Source organism: Chryseobacterium metallicongregator, from assembly GCF_031324065.1.
Taxonomy (GTDB): Bacteria; Bacteroidota; Bacteroidia; order Flavobacteriales; family Weeksellaceae; genus Chryseobacterium; species Chryseobacterium metallicongregator.
Genome location: NZ_JAVIXS010000006.1, coordinates 72,156 through 90,087 on the forward strand (window position 1 = coordinate 72,156; position 17,932 = coordinate 90,087).

15 protein-coding genes are annotated in these 17,932 nt (G+C 36.0%); 8 read left to right on the forward strand and 7 right to left on the reverse strand.

Annotated elements, in window-relative coordinates; genetic code table 11:
* Window positions 1-64: 64 nt before the first annotated feature.
* The 3 genes from REB14_RS08875 to REB14_RS08885 all read left to right on the forward strand — a co-directional run bounded on the left by REB14_RS08875 (window position 65) and on the right by REB14_RS08885 (window position 6,915).
* Window positions 65-751, forward strand: a complete 687-nt coding sequence (locus REB14_RS08875; RefSeq protein WP_079243006.1) for a hypothetical protein — start codon at window positions 65-67, stop codon at window positions 749-751.
* A gap of 154 nt (window positions 752-905) precedes the next feature.
* Entirely contained in the window at window positions 906-3,770 is a 2,865-nt protein-coding gene (locus tag REB14_RS08880; protein WP_309522001.1) for a M16 family metallopeptidase, read from the forward strand.
* Between the two features lie 301 nt (window positions 3,771-4,071).
* Window positions 4,072-6,915 carry a M16 family metallopeptidase gene (locus REB14_RS08885; RefSeq protein ID WP_309522002.1) on the forward strand — a complete coding sequence of 948 codons (2,844 nt, stop codon included), beginning with the start codon at window positions 4,072-4,074 and terminating at the stop codon, window positions 6,913-6,915.
* 81 nt (window positions 6,916-6,996) lie between these two features.
* Here the strand turns inward: REB14_RS08885 and REB14_RS08890 are convergent, their stop codons facing one another.
* Together REB14_RS08890 and REB14_RS08895 are read right to left on the reverse strand one after the other, a co-directional pair.
* Entirely contained in the window at window positions 6,997-7,581 is a 585-nt protein-coding gene (locus REB14_RS08890; protein WP_034696856.1) for a DUF3109 family protein, read from the reverse strand.
* A 6-nt stretch (window positions 7,582-7,587) separates the two neighbouring features.
* Window positions 7,588-8,493: a DUF6427 family protein gene (locus REB14_RS08895; protein WP_034696858.1), complete on the reverse strand. Its 906-nt coding sequence runs from the start codon at window positions 8,491-8,493 to the stop codon at window positions 7,588-7,590.
* 42 nt (window positions 8,494-8,535) lie between these two features.
* Here REB14_RS08895 and REB14_RS08900 point away from each other — a divergent pair, with 42 nt between their 5' ends.
* On the forward strand, window positions 8,536-8,769 hold the full coding sequence (locus tag REB14_RS08900; RefSeq protein ID WP_034696859.1) for a DUF6341 family protein: 234 nt from the start codon (window positions 8,536-8,538) through the stop codon (window positions 8,767-8,769).
* Between the two features lie 83 nt (window positions 8,770-8,852).
* Here the strand turns inward: REB14_RS08900 and REB14_RS08905 are convergent, their stop codons facing one another.
* The 5 genes from REB14_RS08905 to REB14_RS08925 all read right to left on the reverse strand — a co-directional run bounded on the left by REB14_RS08905 (window position 8,853) and on the right by REB14_RS08925 (window position 11,964).
* Window positions 8,853-9,290: a universal stress protein gene (locus REB14_RS08905; RefSeq protein ID WP_034696860.1), complete on the reverse strand. Its 438-nt coding sequence runs from the start codon at window positions 9,288-9,290 to the stop codon at window positions 8,853-8,855.
* 59 nt (window positions 9,291-9,349) lie between these two features.
* Window positions 9,350-9,955, reverse strand: coding sequence for a fumarylacetoacetate hydrolase family protein (locus REB14_RS08910; protein ID WP_309522003.1), 606 nt, complete (start codon window positions 9,953-9,955; stop codon window positions 9,350-9,352).
* A gap of 87 nt (window positions 9,956-10,042) precedes the next feature.
* On the reverse strand, window positions 10,043-10,441 hold the full coding sequence (locus REB14_RS08915) for a putative signal transducing protein (RefSeq protein ID WP_079243003.1): 399 nt from the start codon (window positions 10,439-10,441) through the stop codon (window positions 10,043-10,045).
* A gap of 2 nt (window positions 10,442-10,443) precedes the next feature.
* Window positions 10,444-11,208, reverse strand: a complete 765-nt coding sequence (locus REB14_RS08920; protein ID WP_079243002.1) for a 3'-5' exonuclease — start codon at window positions 11,206-11,208, stop codon at window positions 10,444-10,446.
* Between the two features lie 42 nt (window positions 11,209-11,250).
* A complete protein-coding gene (locus tag REB14_RS08925; RefSeq protein ID WP_079243001.1) occupies window positions 11,251-11,964 on the reverse strand; it encodes a CDP-alcohol phosphatidyltransferase family protein in 714 nt (237 codons plus the stop codon).
* 89 nt (window positions 11,965-12,053) lie between these two features.
* On the opposite strand from REB14_RS08925, the gene REB14_RS08930 reads away from it, so the two are divergent.
* The 4 genes from REB14_RS08930 to REB14_RS08945 all read left to right on the forward strand — a co-directional run bounded on the left by REB14_RS08930 (window position 12,054) and on the right by REB14_RS08945 (window position 17,873).
* Entirely contained in the window at window positions 12,054-13,982 is a 1,929-nt protein-coding gene (locus REB14_RS08930; protein ID WP_309522004.1) for an LTA synthase family protein, read from the forward strand.
* Between the two features lie 145 nt (window positions 13,983-14,127).
* Window positions 14,128-14,547: a DUF2147 domain-containing protein gene (locus tag REB14_RS08935; RefSeq protein ID WP_079242999.1), complete on the forward strand. Its 420-nt coding sequence runs from the start codon at window positions 14,128-14,130 to the stop codon at window positions 14,545-14,547.
* A 236-nt stretch (window positions 14,548-14,783) separates the two neighbouring features.
* Entirely contained in the window at window positions 14,784-15,764 is a 981-nt protein-coding gene (locus REB14_RS08940; protein WP_034696867.1) for a pyruvate dehydrogenase complex E1 component subunit beta, read from the forward strand.
* Window positions 15,765-15,878: 114 nt separating this feature from the next.
* The gene (locus REB14_RS08945) at window positions 15,879-17,873 is read left to right on the forward strand and encodes a KUP/HAK/KT family potassium transporter (protein ID WP_079242998.1); all 1,995 of its coding nucleotides are present in this window, start codon (window positions 15,879-15,881) and stop codon (window positions 17,871-17,873) included.
* Window positions 17,874-17,932 lie beyond the last annotated feature (59 nt).

The window sequence follows — 17,932 nt, forward strand, 5'->3', positions numbered from 1 at the left end:
ACTCATTATTTATTTGTATGTCCGCCAATATTCCTATATTTACTTTTTAAACTTTATTATAAATATGAAAAAGATCATCATTCCGTTTTTCTGCGCTGTACTTTTCTCAGTGCCTGCAGCAGCTCAGAAAAAAGGGGCTGCATCTGCTAAAACAGAAGCCGTAAAATCAAAACTTACACCTAAAGAAGTTGTTGATAATTATTTCAAAGCACTAGGTGGAAAAGATAAACTGGACGCTGTAAAATCTACCATTACTGATAACACCGTTGCTGTGCAGGGAATGGAAATCCAAATGACAACCAAGAAATTAGGGAATAAATTCAAATCTGTACAATCTTTCATGGGGAAAGAAATGGTGCAGCTTTTTGACGGTGAGAAAGGATATTTTGATCAGATGGGAACTAAAACAGATATTCCTGCTGACAAAATTGCTGACCTTAAAAAAGGAAAACCAATGGATGCTTTAGCATTCGATGCTTCTAATTTCCAGACTGTATCTACAGAAAAACTTGACGGAAAAGATTATAATGTACTGTCTTCAGACAAAGGAAAATTCTATTTCGATGCCGGAACAGGTCTTTTGTATAAGACAGATGCCGGAGAAGGTAAAGCAACCATTAAAAGCTATATGGCAGTAGACGGAATACAGTTCCCTGCTGAAGTAGATGCTGAAGGTGGAGGCCAGAAAATGACAATTAAAACCACAAAAGTGGTTATTAACTCCGGAGTTTCGGATGCTGATTTTAAATAATAAGATACTTTTTTAAGAGATAAAAACCGGGAATTTTCCGGTTTTTTTAGTATATAAATAATTTTAACTCAAATTTAACTATAAAAAAGATTGTATGATTTCTTCACCTTGTGAATAAATGTTAGTTTTAAACCGTAAATAAAATCAAATAACCATGAAAAAAGTATTATCTTCATTTGCAGTCATTTTCCTGATGTCTGCTAATGCCTTTGGACAGAATATTCCAGTGGATTCATCTGTGCGAATTGGTACTCTTTCCAACGGAATGAAGTACTACATCAAAAAAAACACGTTACCTGAGAAAAAAGTAGATTTCCGTCTGGCAATCAATGCCGGCTCCATTCTTGAAGATGAGAATCAAAGAGGATTGGCCCATTTTATGGAGCACATGAACTTCAACGGGACCAAAAATTTTCCGGATAATAAATTAGTAGACTTTTTACAATCGATCGGAGTAAAGTTTGGTCAGCATCTTAATGCGTATACAAGCTTTGACGAAACCGTTTACATGCTTCCTGTACCATTAGATAAACCAGGAAATCTGGATGCCGGACTGAAAGTAATGGAAGATTGGGCATTTAATGCAACGCTTTCCGATGAGCAGATCAATAAAGAGAGAGGAGTGGTATTGGAAGAGCTGAGACTGGGTCTTGGAGCTGATAAAAGGATGATGGATAAATACCTTCCAAAACTTTTATATAAATCTCAGTATGCAGACAGACTGCCAATCGGTAAAAAAGAAGTGTTGGAAAACTTCAAACCAGAGGTTATCCGAAAATTCCACCAGGATTGGTACAGACCGGATCTGATGGCAATCATCGTGGTAGGAGACATCAATGTGGACGAAATTGAAAAAAAAATCAAGGATAACTTCAGCAAATATAAAAATCCTTCAAAACCAAGAGAAAGAGAATCTTTTGATCTTCCGAATCATAAAGAAACTTTAGTAGCGATTGAAACAGATCCTGATGCTACCAATTCCATGGTACAGTTTATCATGAAAGATGCTGATGCCTATAAACCTGATGTAACAGTAGAACAGTACAATCAAAGCCTTGTTGAAAATCTTTCAACGACCATGTTAAATAACAGATTGAGAGAACTGATCAACTCTACAAACCCACCATTTACCTTCGGGTCAGTATACCACGGAGGAACATATGCAAGAAGCAAAGAGGCGTTCCAGGGATTTGCCATGGTGAAAGAAGGAAACCAGTTGAGCGCATTGAAAGTCTTATTGGAAGAGGTTGAAAGAGCAAAAAGATTCGGATTCACCCAGTCTGAACTAGATAGAGCTAAATCTCAGGTACTATCCAACCTTGAAAGATCTTACAACAATAAAGATAAAACAGAAAGTGAGATTCTGATAGATGAGTATGTGAGAAACTTCCTGGAGCAGGAACCAATTCCTGGAATAGCATGGGAATATGAAGATACCAAATCTTTCTTACCATCTGTTACCCTTGCACAAACCAACGAAATCATCAAGAAAATGGTGAAAGATGACAGCAGGGTAATTGTAATTACAGGACCTAAAAAAGATAATGTAACCATGCCTACGGAAGCCATGGTACTGAATACATTTGATGCTGTAAAAATGGCTGATCTTAAACCTTACGAAGAAAAAGCGGCCATCAAAAACCTGGTGAAACCTTTCAAATCTGAAGGAAAAATTGCTAAAACTGAAACAGATGCCAAGTTGGGAACAACAACCTGGACTTTAAGCAACGGAGCGAAAGTTACTTTCAAGAAAACAGATTTTAAAGACGATGAAATCGTATTTACAGCAAGAAGTTTAGGAGGAAGTTCTCTTATCCCTGATGCAGAATATAATAAAACTCAGTTTGCTTTCTCAGCATTAACAGAAGCTGGAGTAGGAGGATTCTCAAAAGCAGATCTTACCAACTATCTTGCCGGTAAACAAGTGAATGTAAATCCTATGGTAACTTCTCTTTTTGAAGGGGTTTCCGGAAGAACTACACAAAAGGATTTAGGAACTGCTATGGAGCTGATGTATGCTTATTTTACAAGCTTAAATTATAATCCTGCTTCCTTTAATGCTTATAAAGAAAAGCAATCTGCAATGTTGAATAACCTGTTGTCTAATCCTCAAGCTTATTTCTCTAATGAACATGCAAAATTCATGAATCAGAAGAATCCTAGATTTATCGGCGTTTTCCCAATGGAGAAAGACTGGGCCAATACAGACTATAAAAAAGCTTACGATATCTATAAAGATAAATTTGCCAATGCAGGAAACTTCCAGTTCTATTTTGTAGGAAACATAGACGAAGCCAAATTTAAAGACGAAGTTCTGCAATATATTGCAAGTCTGCCGTCCTCAGGAAAAGCAGCAATGTATAAAGATACAGGGTACAGAACGATGACCGGAGATTACAGTAAAGTGTATAAAAAAGGAAAAGATCCTAAGAGTATGGTATCTATCTCTTACAGCGGAGAAGCTCCTTACAATGAAAAAGAAGCTTTAGCATTATCAGCGCTTGGAGAAGTGGCTACTATTAAAGTTATCGAAAAGCTGAGAGAAGATGAAAGTGGTATCTATGGAGGTGGTGCCAGAGGAGGAATGAATAAAATACCTTACGGAACGTATAGTTTCGGTATTAATTTCCCTTGTGGTCCGGAAAATGCAGAGAAGCTGACTAAAAGTGCTATTACAGAGCTTCAGAAGCTTATCGATAATGGTCCTGAACAAAAAGACCTGGATAAATATAAAGAAGGAGAATACAATGACAACAAAACAGAACTTAAAGATAATATGTTCTGGATGAACGCCATTGCTAAGAACCAATTAGACGGAAGTGACAAGTATGATATCTTAAATTATCAGGATAAAGTAAAAGCACTTACGGTAAAAGATCTTCAGAATGTTGCGAAAAAATATCTTACAAAAGGAAGAATTGTAGCAACCCTTATGCCTGAAGATGGCTGGGAAAAAGCTAAAAAAGAGGAACCTAAAAAAGCAGAAACAGTGACTGTAAAAGCAGGTGCTACTAATTAATTTTTTTAATTAAAATAAGAAAACCGTTGTACTATACAACGGTTTTTTTGTTTGAAAATGGATAACATAATAGTAGATTAACCATAATCTTTTGAAAAATGAAGAAAATAACCTTATTTTTAATTAGTCTATTTTAATTAATTCATGAATGTTTTTAATTAAAAATCATTTTAAGTAATATAAAACAAACAATTTTCTGTTATTTTATAATATTTAAATTTTTTAACTCCAATTTAACCCTGTGGTAAAAGGCTAATGGTACAGAGAATCGATATTTTTGAAAGGTCAAAAAATAATGTAGATGAAAAAAATATTATCTTCGTTTTCAGTCATCTTCCTGATGTCTCTAAATGTCTATGGACAAAACATTCCGGTGGATCCGTCCTTAAGAATCGGTACTCTTTCCAACGGAATGAAGTATTACATCAAAAAAAATGTTTTACCTGAGAAAAAAGTAGAATTCCGTCTGGCGATTAACGCAGGATCTATTCTTGAAGACGAAAATCAAAGAGGGTTGGCTCACTTTATGGAGCACATGAATTTCAACGGAACCAAAAACTTTCCGGATAATAAATTAGTAGATTTTTTGCAATCTATCGGAGTAAAATTCGGACAGCATCTTAATGCGTATACCGGTTTTGACGAAACGGTTTATATGCTTCCTGTACCATTAGATAAACCGGGAAATCTGGATGTGGGACTGAAAGTAATGGAAGACTGGGCATTTAATGCAACACTTTCTGACGAACAAATCAATAAAGAAAGAGGAGTGGTACTGGAAGAACTGAGATTAGGTCTTGGACCCGATAAAAGAATGATGGATAAATACCTTCCAAAACTTTTATACCAATCTCAGTATGCAGAAAGATTGCCAATCGGTAAAAAAGAAGTACTGGAAAACTTCAAACCTGATCTTATCCGAAAATTCCACCAGGATTGGTACAGGCCGGATCTGATGGCAGTTGTAGTCGTAGGAGATATCAATGTTGATGATATGGAGAAAAAGATTAAGAATAACTTCAGTCAATATAAAAATCCTCCAAAACCCAGAGAAAGAAAATCTTTTGATCTTCCGAACCATAAAGAATCACTGGTAGCTATTGAGACAGATCCTGATGCAACAGGTTCCGGAGTGCAATTCATTATCAAAGATTCTGAGGCGTACCACCCGGACGTAACGGTTCAGCAGTATGATCAAAGTATTGTAGAAAGTCTTGTGAATATTATGCTCAACAGCAGATTGGCAGAACTGGTTAACTCTACAAATCCACCTTTTACTTATGGTTCAGTTTATCACGGGGGAACTTTTGCAAGAAGCAAAGAAGCATTTCAGGGATCAGCAGCAACAAAAGACGGAGACCAGCTCAATGCACTGAAGGTCCTTTTGGAAGAAGTGGAAAGAGCCAAAAGATTCGGATTTACCCAATCTGAATTGGACAGAGCAAAAGATCAGATGCTTTCATCTTATGAATGGGCTTACAACAACAAAGATAAAAACCAAAGCGGGGAGCTCATCGATGGTTATGTGAATAATTTCCTGAGACAGGAGCCAATACCTGGAATTACCTGGGGATATGAACATATTAAAGAAATCCTTCCAGCCATAGCACTGGAACAGACCAATGGAATTATCAAAAAGCTGGTAAAAGATGACAGCAGGGTCATTGTTATTACTGGTCCAAAAAAGGATCATATTACGATGCCAACGGAAGCGATGGTTCTGAAGACATTCGATGCCATAAAAATGGCTGATCTTAAACCTTATGCAGAAAAAACGAAAACCGAAAGTTTAATAAAGCCTTTTAAATCTGAAGGAAAAATTACTAAAACAGAAGCAGACGCCAAATTAGGAACTACCACATGGACTTTGAACAACGGTGCTAAAGTTACTTTCAAGAAAACAGATTTTAAAGATGATGAAATTGTTTTTGCAGCAATAAGCCTGGGAGGAGTGTCTGTCATTCCGGATGCTGATTACAATAAAACAAAATTTGCATTTGATGCTTTGCTGGAAGCTGGATTAGCAGGGCTTTCCAAAACAGATCTTGTACACTATCTTGCAGGAAAACAGGTAAGTGCAAGCGCTTACGTGGGTGGACTTACAGAAGGTGTTTCCGGAACAAGTTCAAAAAAAGATCTGAAGACCGCCATGGAACTGATCTATGCCTGTTTTACAGACTTAAATTACAATCCTGAATCATTCAACGCCTACAAAACAAAGAAATCTGCAATGCTGGCGAATGTAGATTCAGATCCAGAATACTATTTCTCTAATGAATATTCCAAATTTATCAATCAGAAAAACCCTAGATTCACTAGCCTTGAACCTACCGAAAAAGATTGGGCGAATACAGATTATAAGACAGCTTATGATATCTACAAACAAAAATTTGCTAATGCAGGAAACTTCCATTTCTATTTTGTAGGGAATATAGATGAAGGACAACTTAAAAATGAAGTCTTGCAGTATATCGCTTCACTTCCTGCAACAGGAAAATCATCTACATTTAAAGATACAGGTTACAGACCGGTGAAAGGAGGATATACAAAGGTTTATAAAAAAGGAAAAGAACCGAAGAGTCTTGTAACAATTTCTTACAGCGGAGAAGCTCCTTATAATGAGAAGGAAGCAATGGCATTATCTGCACTTGGAGAAGTTGCTACCATTAAAGTTCTCGAAAAGCTAAGAGAAGATGAAAGTGGTATCTACGGTGGAGGTGCAAGTGGAAGCTTCAGTAAAATCCCATACAGTGTTTATGATTTTAGTGTTAATTTCCCTTGTGGTCCTGAAAATGCAGAGAAGCTTACCAAAAGTGCCATGGCAGAATTACAAAAATTGATAGATAAAGGACCAGAGCAAAAGGATCTTGATAAATACAAAGAAGGTGAATACAACGAATATAAAACAAGCCTTAAAGACAATGGATTCTGGCTGCAGGGTATTGCCCAAAATCAGTTAGATGGAAGTGACAAATATGATATCTTAAATTATCAGGATAAAGTAAAAGCACTTACGGTAAAAGATCTTCAGGATGTTGCCAAAAAATACCTTACAAAAGAAAAAAATATAGCAACGTTAATGCCGGAAGACGGATGGGAAAAGGCTAAAAAAGATGAAACTAAAAAAGCAGCAACATCCAATTAATCAAATTTTTATAAGTTTTAGTAAATAAGAAAACCGCAGATCTCTCAGCGGTTTTTATTATTTTATTCAAATACGTATCGGTTAAGAACCATATTCTTTTTTCCATTCTTCAGCAGCTTCGCTCAGAACAGTATAAAATTCTTCACCATACTTTCTTGTCAGTGGAGTTTTTAAAAATTTATAGACAGGTACCTGAAGCTCTTTTCCAAGGGTACAGGCATCACTGCATACATTCCACTCATGATAATTCAATGCCGTAAATGCAGAATATTCCGTAACACGGATTGGGTAAAGGTGGCAGGAGATTGGTTTTTGCCAGTCCACGGCACCATCTTCATACGCTTTTTCAATACCACATTTCGTAATTCCTTTTTCATCAAAGGTTACATAAGCACATTCGCGGTTCTCCACCATTGGAGTAACATACATTCCGTCGTGTGGATCAGTAGTCCATGTCCCTTGTTCTTCAAGAGCTTTTATTCCTTCCTGAGTAAGGTAAGGTTTTATTTTATCAAAAATACTGTCCAATATCTCAAGCTCGTTTTTATCCAACGGAGCTCCCACATCTCCTTCCACACAACATGCACCTTTACATTTTGTAAGGTTGCAAACAAATTCTTCGGAAAAAATTTCCTCTGAAATCAATTTATCGTCTATCTGAATCATAATTTTCTAAAATAAATCAAAAACTGTACCTGCTTTAAAGGTCAGTAAACTAATAATAATAACCCATACACTGGCTTCACGCATCCAGTATTTAGGTAAAAATCTCATCATTCTGCTCAGAATAATACTAGAAGGAAATGCCAGAAGAAGCAGATATTCATAGCTTTTATTCATGTATAAAATGATGGAAACAAGCTGCGCTACAGAAAAGACCAGCAGGAAAGTATATTTATACCTACTTATCGGACTTTTCTTGTTGTAATTTTTAAAATGGTCATATACAGCATAAATAAGCATCAGAACTACAGGGATCAACGGCAGAAGTTCCGTGTAATCTGTTACCGGTTTCATCCTTCCAAACGGAAAATAATCAATATTCCATGACGTGAACTGAACAAAATACATGACAGAAAAATAACTGAATGTAATCAAAACAATTCCCAATAGAAACCTGAAAAGGTTCAGGGTAATTTTGGCAGAAGTTGCAATCACGTGGATGATAACAAAAACAGCCATCGGCCATGTTGTAGGAAGAAAAATAAAGTTCAGGGCTACAATAGATCCCACCAATACATAGGACTTTTTCCTGATATCTTCATCTGCACTGGTCAGAAGCAGAATAAGAAAAGAGTTGGTAAGCAGAGAAACCGCAATTCCTATATCCAGATTTCCGGGATATAACCCGAAAATAAAAAAGGTATATAAAAATAAGGGCAGATGGGTCTGATAATTAAGAGCAATACTGTGAAAACAAAAATATCCCAAAGCAATTCCCAGAAAAGTTATTCCGGCAACTATAGCTTCGTAAGTGTTGAAATTCAGTATGTTAAATATTACGACTACTAAAAGAAGAAAACCAATATAAACAGGAATTGAAAAAATATTGCTTTCTTTTGAAAGTAATTTAAACATTTTTTATAAATTTGTACAAAGTTAATTTAAAAAAGGAAAATAATGACGTCTTTCTTTCTATTCTTAAGCAAAGTTTTCAAATGGACTTTCGGTTTCTTTGATGCGTTTGGAAATGTTTTAAACTGGATTCTATTTATAGTTTGCTGTGTACTATTTACTTATTGGTGCTACGTACTGGTGGTTACACTAGGTGGTGACAAAGACAAAGACTATTATTCTCCAACGGAAGGTAAGAATCCTTACTACGATCCGAATATCTACAAAAAAGAAGGTTAATTAATTGGTTATATAGTAAAAAACCGATCAAACATTATGCTTTGATCGGTTTTTTTATTACTAACGATTAAAATTTCTTTTGCTTAGTCGTGAATTGGAAGTACCAGCACAGGAATACTTGAACTTTTCGTAATTCCTTTCGTTAAGCTTCCCACGAATACATCATAAATTCCGCTTCTGCCATGTGATCCCATCACAATATAATCTGCATTTTTTGCCTTTGCATGTTCCAGAATAATATCTTTGGCAAGTCCCTGTTTTAAAAGGTGCTCACAATCGATATCATGGCCGATGATTCTTTGCTCAATTTTATTAAGCTGCACCAGCTCTTCTCTGATTTCGTTGGCTTCCACTTCAGGAAAATATTGAAATCCCATATCACCAATGGCAAAGCCAATATCTGATGGTGCTACGTGGATCAGGTAAATTCTGCCGTTAAGCTGTTTTGCAAATTTTATGGCACCGTCTACCAATTGGTCTGTCTTGTCCCCAAAATCTACGGGTAATACAATATTTATCATAACCTCTAATTTTGTTACCTAAAGATAGGAAAAATTTGTCAGACTTTGATGTTAAATACTTATAATATTCGGATATCAAGGATTTTTTCCTCTTCAAGGTAAGCTTCCAGAATATCATTTTCTTCTACCTTTCCAACCCCTTTTGGAGTTCCTGTGAAAATAAGGTCACCTACTCTTAAAGTAAAATACTGAGAGGTAAAAGCTACAATATCATCAAAGTTGAACATCATATCTTTCGTATTGCCATCCTGTACCTTCTCTTTATTTTTTAATAATGAAAACTGAAGGTTCTCAAGGCTGAAGTTCTCTTTTTTAAAGAAACTGCTTACCACAGCCGAACCATCGAAACCTTTGGCAAGCTCCCATGGAAGCCCTTTTGATTTCAGTTCGCTCTGAAGATCTCTGGCTGTAAAATCTATTCCCAGACCGATTTCTTCGTAATGTTTGTGTGCTGTTTCTTTCTGAATGTATTTTCCGCCTTTTGAAATTTTTATTACCACTTCAAGCTCGTAGTGAATATCATTGGAAAATTCAGGAATATAAAAATCATTTCCTTTTAAAACAGCGGTATCCGGTTTCATAAAGATAACAGGATTCTCAGGAATTTCATTTCCCAATTCTTTCGCGTGTTCACTGTAGTTTCTTCCTATGCAGATTATTTTCATAACTCTTTTATTATATTTTTTAATCTCGTCATTGCAAGGAACGACGTAATCTTGTAGATCATTTAAATACTATTAATTGCTAATATATTAATGCGTAAACTCATTTCCGCAATAATAACATTTGAATTTGTGACTCGTCAGAAATGAAATTCCAAAGAAGCTGGTTGCACTGTCATCTCTGTAAATATGGTTGGAACCACATTTTGGACAGACAAAATCAAACTCAGGTTCTTCAAGAGTGTGTTCCACTTCCAATGAATATTGCTCATTGTCTTTATAGTCCTGCAGGATTTGCTTCGCTTTTTCCACATCTTCTTCAAATACCTGAAGCTGTATACCTCCTACTGCCTGTGACAGAAGCCAATCCGACTGGATAAGCTGCTCATTCGCAATGAAACTATTGATACCATTTTCGGCCAGTATCTGCTTGTCCCTGTTGGCTTCCAGGGCAGTTTCATAAAATTTAAAACGAACCAGTTCAGACATAGTTAAAATCTACTTGATAATTGAATCTTAGTGAAAACCTTTTTGGTATACAACGGAAAATCAGCATTCTGAAGCCATCCGAAATATCCTAAATCTTTTTGGAATACGGCTTTCACCCCTTGACCTTTATATTTTCCAAAGTTGAAAACTTCTTCCATTTTTTCATTATATCCAATGAATCCGGCAAGATCTGCATTCTTGTTATGGAATGTGAATTCACTTAACGGTGCTATTTCATTCGGAATATCATCATATTTTCCAACCTGAGCATCCAGAACTTCAAATGTTGCCATTACATCAGCTTCTGCAGAGTGTGCATTTTCCAATGTTTTTCCACAGTAGAACTGGTAAGCAGCACCTAAGTTTCTAGGCTCTTTTTTATGGAAAATAGTCTGTGCATCTACCAGTCTGAATTTACTCAGATCAAAATCCATTCCTACTCTTAAAAGTTCTTCAGCCAAAAGCGGAACATCAAATCGGTTGGAATTAAATCCTCCCAAATCACTGCCGGTAATCATTTCCATTACTTTAGAAGCAATGTCTCTGAAGGTAGGAGAATCTTTTACATCTTCATCATAAATCCCGTGGATCTCACTGCTTTCCTTAGGAATAAGCATTTCCGGGTTTACACGCCATGTTTTGCTTTCTCTGGAAGCATCCGGATTTACTTTTAAAATACAGATTTCAACAATTCTGTCTTTTCCTATGTTGGTTCCTGTGGTTTCCAGATCAAAAATACAAAGTGGTTTATGGAGTTTTAAATTCATGTTGACTATTAATAATATGAAACGTGTTTTATTTAAATGAGTTTATTTTAATTGTGCCTGAAAAATAAGAGACACCAATATATAATAAATAACAAGCATTGGAATTCCAACAATCTGGAATAAGGCAAGAATAGCAATTCCTCCCACCAATAATACAACTTTAGGGTAATTATCTTTTAATTGTTTGGATTTAAATTTCATCGCCATCATCTTGATCGGGCTGATCAGAAGCCATGACGTAAGAAGAGTCAGCAGAACCAATAGCAATTCGTTATCAAACAGGAAGCTGAAAGTTCCGGTTTCTTTAAAGGCATAATAAAGACCGAACAGTAAAACGGTGTTGGTAGGCGTATTCAATCCTTTGAAATAATAACGCTGCTCTTCATCCAGGTTAAAAATGGCAAGTCTCAGACAGGAAAATACGGTAACGATTAATCCCAGATACTTGATCTCAAACGGAAAATGCATTCCAAGCAGTTCTGTACCAAAAGGTTCGAGTGCTTTATACATCGTAAGTCCAGGAATTACCCCAAAACTCACCATATCCGCAAGAGAATCCAGCTGAAGACCCAGATTGGAGTTTGATTTTACAGCTCTGGCTACAAAGCCGTCAAAGAAATCAAAAATTGAAGAGAGGATAAGACAGATTGCCGTTGTCTGATAATCTCCTAAAATTAAATGTATTGCACCTACACAACCTGCAAATAAGTTAGCCAGGGTTAAGGCATTGGCCAGATTATTCTTTATAAAATCCATAAGCACAAAATTACAGTTTTTAAAAATTCTAACTCAAAATAATCTGAACTAAAAAATGCATTAAAGTGATTTTGATGTAAATTTGCTCCATGAAATTTTTAAAAGGATTTAGAAAACAGGAAGTTCTGGCATTGGTTTACAGGATTTTTTTAGCCTATGTTTTTTATCAGATAGCCAGGCTTTTATTCTGGTATTTTAATAAAGATCTGATTAAAGTTGACTCTGTTTCAGAATATATAAAGCTGGCTTTCCATGGTACAGCTTTCGATACAACGGCTATTTTATATGTGAATGCGTTATTTATCCTCTTGAGTTTATTGCCATTGGTCATCAATACAAAGAAAGTTTTTCAGAAGATTCTTTTCTGGCTGTATTTCATTACCAACGGGATTGCTTATGCCATGAATTTCGGAGATTTTATTTACTATAAATTTTCTCAGGCAAGGCTTACTTCTGCAGTATTTCAAGTGGCAGAACATGAATCCAATGTTTCGAAAACATTGACGATCTCTGTGGGAGAACATCCTTTTGTACTAATTTGGTACGTTGTGTTGATGATCTTATGGGTTTTCCTTTACAAAAGGGTGAAAGTAGAAAATACAAAACCTGTGAAACTGCTTCCTTACTTTATCACTTCCATTCTTACACTGTGTATTACAGCGGTGTTGGTTGTAGGAGGAATCAGAGGCGATTTTAAACATAGTACAAGACCTATTAATATGGTGGATGCAACCCGTTTTGTGACAAATCCACTTCAGGGAAATATGGTACTCAACAGTACATTCTCTTTTTTCAGGACGTTAAATACCAATAACTTTAAAGAAGTTCATTTTGTAGATGAAAAATATATTGAAGATTATGTACAGCCTTATAAAGTATACGACAGAAAAGTGGAGAACCGTCCCAATATTGTTATTTTCATTGTAGAATCTTTCGGAAGAGAATATTCGGGAGCTTTCAATAAAGATAAAAATATCAAAGACTACGTTTCTTACACTCCGTTTATGGATAGTCTGGCTGGGCAAAGTCTTATTTTTCCGAATACTTTTGCAAACGGAAGACAGTCTATTCATGGGATGAGCAGTGTGTTGGCCGGAATTCCGAGTCTTACCGATGCATTTACAGGATCTCCGTATTCCAATCAGAAAATTCAGTCTATTGTTTCTGTATGTAATGACCTTGGCTATGATACATCTTTTTATCATGGTGCCCCAAATGGTTCTATGGGATTCCTTGGTTTCGGAAATATCTTAGGATTTAAACATTATTTCGGGAAAACAGAATACAATCATGATGAAGATTTTGACGGAATGTGGGCGATCTGGGACGAACCTTTCCTTCAGTATTTCGCTAAGAATGTAGGAAAGAAACAACCTTTTATGACGACTGTATTTACGGCATCATCTCATCACCCTTTTAAGATCCCTGAAAAATATAACGGGAAATTTAAAAAAGGAAAAATTGAAATCCATGAGCCGATGCAGTATACAGACTATGCGATCAAAAAATATTTTGAAACGGCTAAAAAGCAACCTTGGTACAACAATACCATCTTTGTTTTCACGGGAGATCATACCAATCAGGTCTATTATCCTGAATATGAAAGAGCCATGAACCGTTATGCCGTTCCGTTGGTTTTCTATTCTCCGAATCCTGCCTATCAGTTAAAAGGTGTTAGCCAGGAAATTGCACAACAGGCGGATATTTATCCTACACTGGCAGATCTTATCGGGTATAACAAACCTATCCGAAGCTGGGGAAGAAGTTTGGTGAGTGATAAAAAATATCCTTTCATTGTCGTCAACTCAGATGGAAGTACGGATCAGTTCATGATTGGAAATTATATTTACCGCTTTGATGGAAAAGAAATCATCGGAGTCTATGCTCAATCTGATCTTAGCCTTGAAAAAAATATCATGAATGAGGTTAAAAATCCAGAAATAGAACAAGGAAAGAAAACTGCAAAGGCCTGGTATCAGGATTATATGGATAGAGTTATTAACAGGAAACTGTATTAAAAACGCTTAACTGAGAATTAGCATTTCTGTTTTTCTTTAGCTCTTTATGCTTTGTATAATAAAAGTTTTTGTTCGTTGAAAATTAATTTATATTTTTATCAATACGTAGATAAGAATATTGTATAAAATTAAAACTATAAGAAATATGAAAAAAATATTGTTAACGTTCGCTCTTTCTTTATGTGGTGTACTTACATTTGCACAGATAGAAGGTAAGTGGAAAACGATAGATGATGAGACAAAACAGGCAAAATCTATTGTTGAGGTATTCAAAAAATCAGACGGGAAATACTATGGAAAAGTTTCTCAGTTATTGATAAAACCAGCTGATCCAAACTGTACAGCTTGTAAAGATGACAGAAAGGGAAAACCAATTTTAGGATTGGAGATCATCAGAGGATTGAAAAAAGACGGCGATGAGTTCACCGGAGGAACAATTACTGATCCTAAAACCGGAAAAACTTATAAATGTACCATTACAAGAAGCGGTGATAAACTAAACGTAAGAGGATACTTAGGATTATCTTTATTAGGAAGAACCCAAGTTTGGGAGAAAGCTAATTAATATAAGTTTAAATAGAATTTTAGATGACATTTCAGAAATGGGATGTCATTTTTTGTGGATAAAAATTCTGTGAAAATTCTTCGGAACATAAAAAAGCCACAAAAAGGAAGCATTTAAGAAGGAAAATTAATTTTAAATACAGTTAATATTATGACTTCTCATGGAAATGAAGAGCGTTTTTATGATGTGTATAATAAAAAAACACTATTTTTGTAGTCTAAATTTTTCGAATAAATATGGCAGAATATACTTTTCGTGAGGTAATTGCACAGGCAATGAGCGAGGAAATGCGTAAAGACGAATCCATCTTTTTAATGGGGGAGGAAGTGGCAGAATACAATGGTGCTTATAAGGCTTCAAAAGGAATGCTGGATGAGTTTGGCCCTAAAAGAGTAATCGATACCCCAATTGCAGAACTTGGTTTTACAGGAATTGCTGTGGGTGCTGCGATGAATGGTAACAGACCAATTGTAGAGTATATGACATTCAATTTCTCATTAGTAGGAATTGATCAGATTATCAATAATGCGGCTAAAATCCGTCAGATGAGTGGTGGACAATGGAATTGCCCAATTGTTTTCCGTGGTCCTACAGCTTCTGCAGGTCAATTAGGTGCTACCCATTCTCAGGCTTTTGAAAACTGGTTTGCAAACATTCCCGGCCTTAAAGTAGTAGTACCTTCAAATCCTTACGATGCGAAAGGGTTGTTGAAAACTGCAATTCAGGATAATGATCCGGTTATTTTCATGGAATCTGAGCAGATGTATGGAGATAAAATGGAAATTCCTGAAGAAGAATACTACTTACCATTAGGAAAAGCAGATATCAAGAGAGAAGGTACAGACGTTACTTTAGTTTCTTTCGGTAAGATCATGAAGCTGGCTTTACAGGCTGCTGAAGATATGGCGAAAGAAGGAATCTCTGTAGAAGTTATCGATCTTAGAACAGTTCGTCCTCTGGATTTTGATACTGTTTTAGCTTCCGTTAAGAAAACAAACAGATTGGTTATTTTAGAAGAAGCTTGGCCATTTGCTTCTATTTCTTCTGAAATTACTTATATGGTACAGCAAAAAGCATTTGATTATTTAGATGCTCCTATCAAGAGAATTACTACTCCTGATGCACCTGCACCTTACTCTGCTGCATTATTTGCAGAATGGTTCCCTAAACTTGAAAAAGTAAAAGAGGAAATCAAAAAAGCGATGTACGTAAAATAGTTATAGAGAAAAACTTCCGAAAGGAAGTTTTTTCATTTATTATATTCATGAAGAAAAATTCTTGACGTCATAAAATTAGTATAAATTTGCGCCTTTAAAATAAATTAAGCTGATATGGCAGAAGTTACAGAAGATGGCTACCACTTCGACATAAAGAAACTTTCCTTCATAGGAGTTTTAGTGTCTCTAGGAATTGTTTTTGGAGATATTGGTACCTCTCCGCTTTACGTAATGAAAGCAATTGTGAATGCAAGATCCCAAGGGAGCAATATGCCTTTCAATGAATACATAGAAGGAGCTCTTTCCTGTATTATCTGGACTCTTACCCTGCAGACCACAATAAAATATGTGATCATTGCTTTGAGAGCAGATAACAAAGGTGAAGGTGGTATTCTTGCTTTGTTTTCACTGGTAAGAAACCTTAAGAAAGGATGGTTGTACCTCATTGCAATCATTGGTGCTGCAGCCCTTATTGCAGACGGAGTCATTACACCATCACTGACGGTAATGTCAGCTATTGAAGGACTTGAAATTTATAACCCGCACACTCCTGTTGTACCTATCACCATTGGAATCCTGATTGCTATTTTTGTGGTGCAGCAGTTTGGAACCAGCTTTATCGGGAAATTTTTTGGTCCTGTAATGGTAGTTTGGTTTCTGGTATTAGGAGGTTTAGGTGTAATGCATTTAAGTGAAAACTTTGAGATTTTAAGATCTTTCAACCCTTATTATGCTTACAAGCTTATTGTGAACTCTCCGAGTGCTATTGTGATCTTAGGAGCTGTTTTCCTTTGTACAACCGGAGCAGAAGCACTGTATTCTGATTTAGGACACTGTGGTGCTAAAAATATCAGAATAAGCTGGGCATTCGTTAAGATTATGCTTATTCTTAACTATCTTGGACAAGGAGCGTGGCTTTTAACCAATTATAACAAACCTGGGTTTTCTGTAGTGAATCCTTTCTTTGGAATTATGGAAGAGTGGATGATCATTCCGGGAGTAATTCTGGCAACAGCTGCTGCAATTATTGCCAGCCAGGCATTAATTACAGGTTCTTTCACCATATTCTCAGAAGCAATGTCTCTTAACCTTTGGCCTAATCAGAAAATTGATTATCCTTCTGGAGTTAAAGGACAGATGTATATCCCAAGAATTAACTGGGGACTTCTTATCCTTTGTATTATTGTTGTGCTGCATTTCAGAGAATCAGGAAAAATGGAAGCGGCTTACGGACTTTCCATTACCGTAACGATGTTGATGACCACAGTTCTATTGGTATTCTGGCTCCTGAAACACAGAGTAAGCAAGGTCTTGATTCTGGTGTTCGCAATGGTTTATATGGCTATCGAATTAGGTTTCTTCAGTGCCAACATCATCAAATTCATGGAAGGTGGATGGATCACTGTTGTATTGGCAGGTTCTATCGGAGTTTCTATGTATGCATGGTATAACGGAAGACTGATCAAAACAAGATTTATCCAGTTTGTGAAAATAGAAAAATATGTGTCTATTCTTAAAGACATGAAACTGGACGAAACCATTCCGAAATATGCTACCAATCTGGCTTATCTGAGCAGAGCTAAGAGAAATGATGAAGTGGAATCCAAAATTATCTATTCCATCATCAAAAAACAACCGAAAAGAGCAGATCATTATTTCATCCTGAGCATCGTAAACCAGGAAGATCCATATACTTTCAGATATACCGTAGACGAGATTCTTCCGGGAACCGTATATAAAATCAACTTCCTTTTAGGATTTAAAGTAGACCGAAGAATCAACGATTATTTCAATATGGTTCTTAAAGATTTAATGGCAGACGGAACCATTCCTTCAAGAAGCAGCCACCCATCTTTAAGAGCTCATGATATACCACCGGATCTTAAATATGTGATCATAGATAACACCTATATCAACGATATTCTTTTAACTGTTAAACAGAAGATTACTCTTAACATTTACAACTTTGTGAAGTATATCGGAAGTGATGACTTTAAGGCTTGGGGAGTATCTTCACATAACGTAGAGGTAGAATCTGCACCGATTACAGAATTAACAGTTTATGATAATAAGATCGAGCAGTCCGGGTATTTCCGTCACAACTCCTAGCCACTCGTATTTAACCATACTATCTATTTAAATAAAATTCAATAAATTTGTAGATAATT

Excerpts from the sequence above, each read along its gene's own strand:
- REB14_RS08875 (WP_079243006.1), top strand. The coding sequence starts at position 65 with ATGAAAAAGATCATCATTCCGTTTTTCTGCGCTGTACTTTTCTCAGTG.
- REB14_RS08880 (WP_309522001.1), top strand. The coding sequence starts at position 906 with ATGAAAAAAGTATTATCTTCATTTGCAGTCATTTTCCTGATGTCTGCT.
- REB14_RS08885 (WP_309522002.1), top strand. The coding sequence starts at position 4,072 with ATGAAAAAAATATTATCTTCGTTTTCAGTCATCTTCCTGATGTCTCTA.
- REB14_RS08890 (WP_034696856.1), bottom strand. The coding sequence starts at position 7,581 with ATGATTCAGATAGACGATAAATTGATTTCAGAGGAAATTTTTTCCGAA.
- REB14_RS08895 (WP_034696858.1), bottom strand. The coding sequence starts at position 8,493 with ATGTTTAAATTACTTTCAAAAGAAAGCAATATTTTTTCAATTCCTGTT.
- REB14_RS08900 (WP_034696859.1), top strand. The coding sequence starts at position 8,536 with ATGACGTCTTTCTTTCTATTCTTAAGCAAAGTTTTCAAATGGACTTTC.
- REB14_RS08905 (WP_034696860.1), bottom strand. The coding sequence starts at position 9,290 with ATGATAAATATTGTATTACCCGTAGATTTTGGGGACAAGACAGACCAA.
- REB14_RS08910 (WP_309522003.1), bottom strand. The coding sequence starts at position 9,955 with ATGAAAATAATCTGCATAGGAAGAAACTACAGTGAACACGCGAAAGAA.
- REB14_RS08915 (WP_079243003.1), bottom strand. The coding sequence starts at position 10,441 with ATGTCTGAACTGGTTCGTTTTAAATTTTATGAAACTGCCCTGGAAGCC.
- REB14_RS08920 (WP_079243002.1), bottom strand. The coding sequence starts at position 11,208 with ATGAATTTAAAACTCCATAAACCACTTTGTATTTTTGATCTGGAAACC.
- REB14_RS08925 (WP_079243001.1), bottom strand. The coding sequence starts at position 11,964 with ATGGATTTTATAAAGAATAATCTGGCCAATGCCTTAACCCTGGCTAAC.
- REB14_RS08930 (WP_309522004.1), top strand. The coding sequence starts at position 12,054 with ATGAAATTTTTAAAAGGATTTAGAAAACAGGAAGTTCTGGCATTGGTT.
- REB14_RS08935 (WP_079242999.1), top strand. The coding sequence starts at position 14,128 with ATGAAAAAAATATTGTTAACGTTCGCTCTTTCTTTATGTGGTGTACTT.
- REB14_RS08940 (WP_034696867.1), top strand. The coding sequence starts at position 14,784 with ATGGCAGAATATACTTTTCGTGAGGTAATTGCACAGGCAATGAGCGAG.
- REB14_RS08945 (WP_079242998.1), top strand. The coding sequence starts at position 15,879 with ATGGCAGAAGTTACAGAAGATGGCTACCACTTCGACATAAAGAAACTT.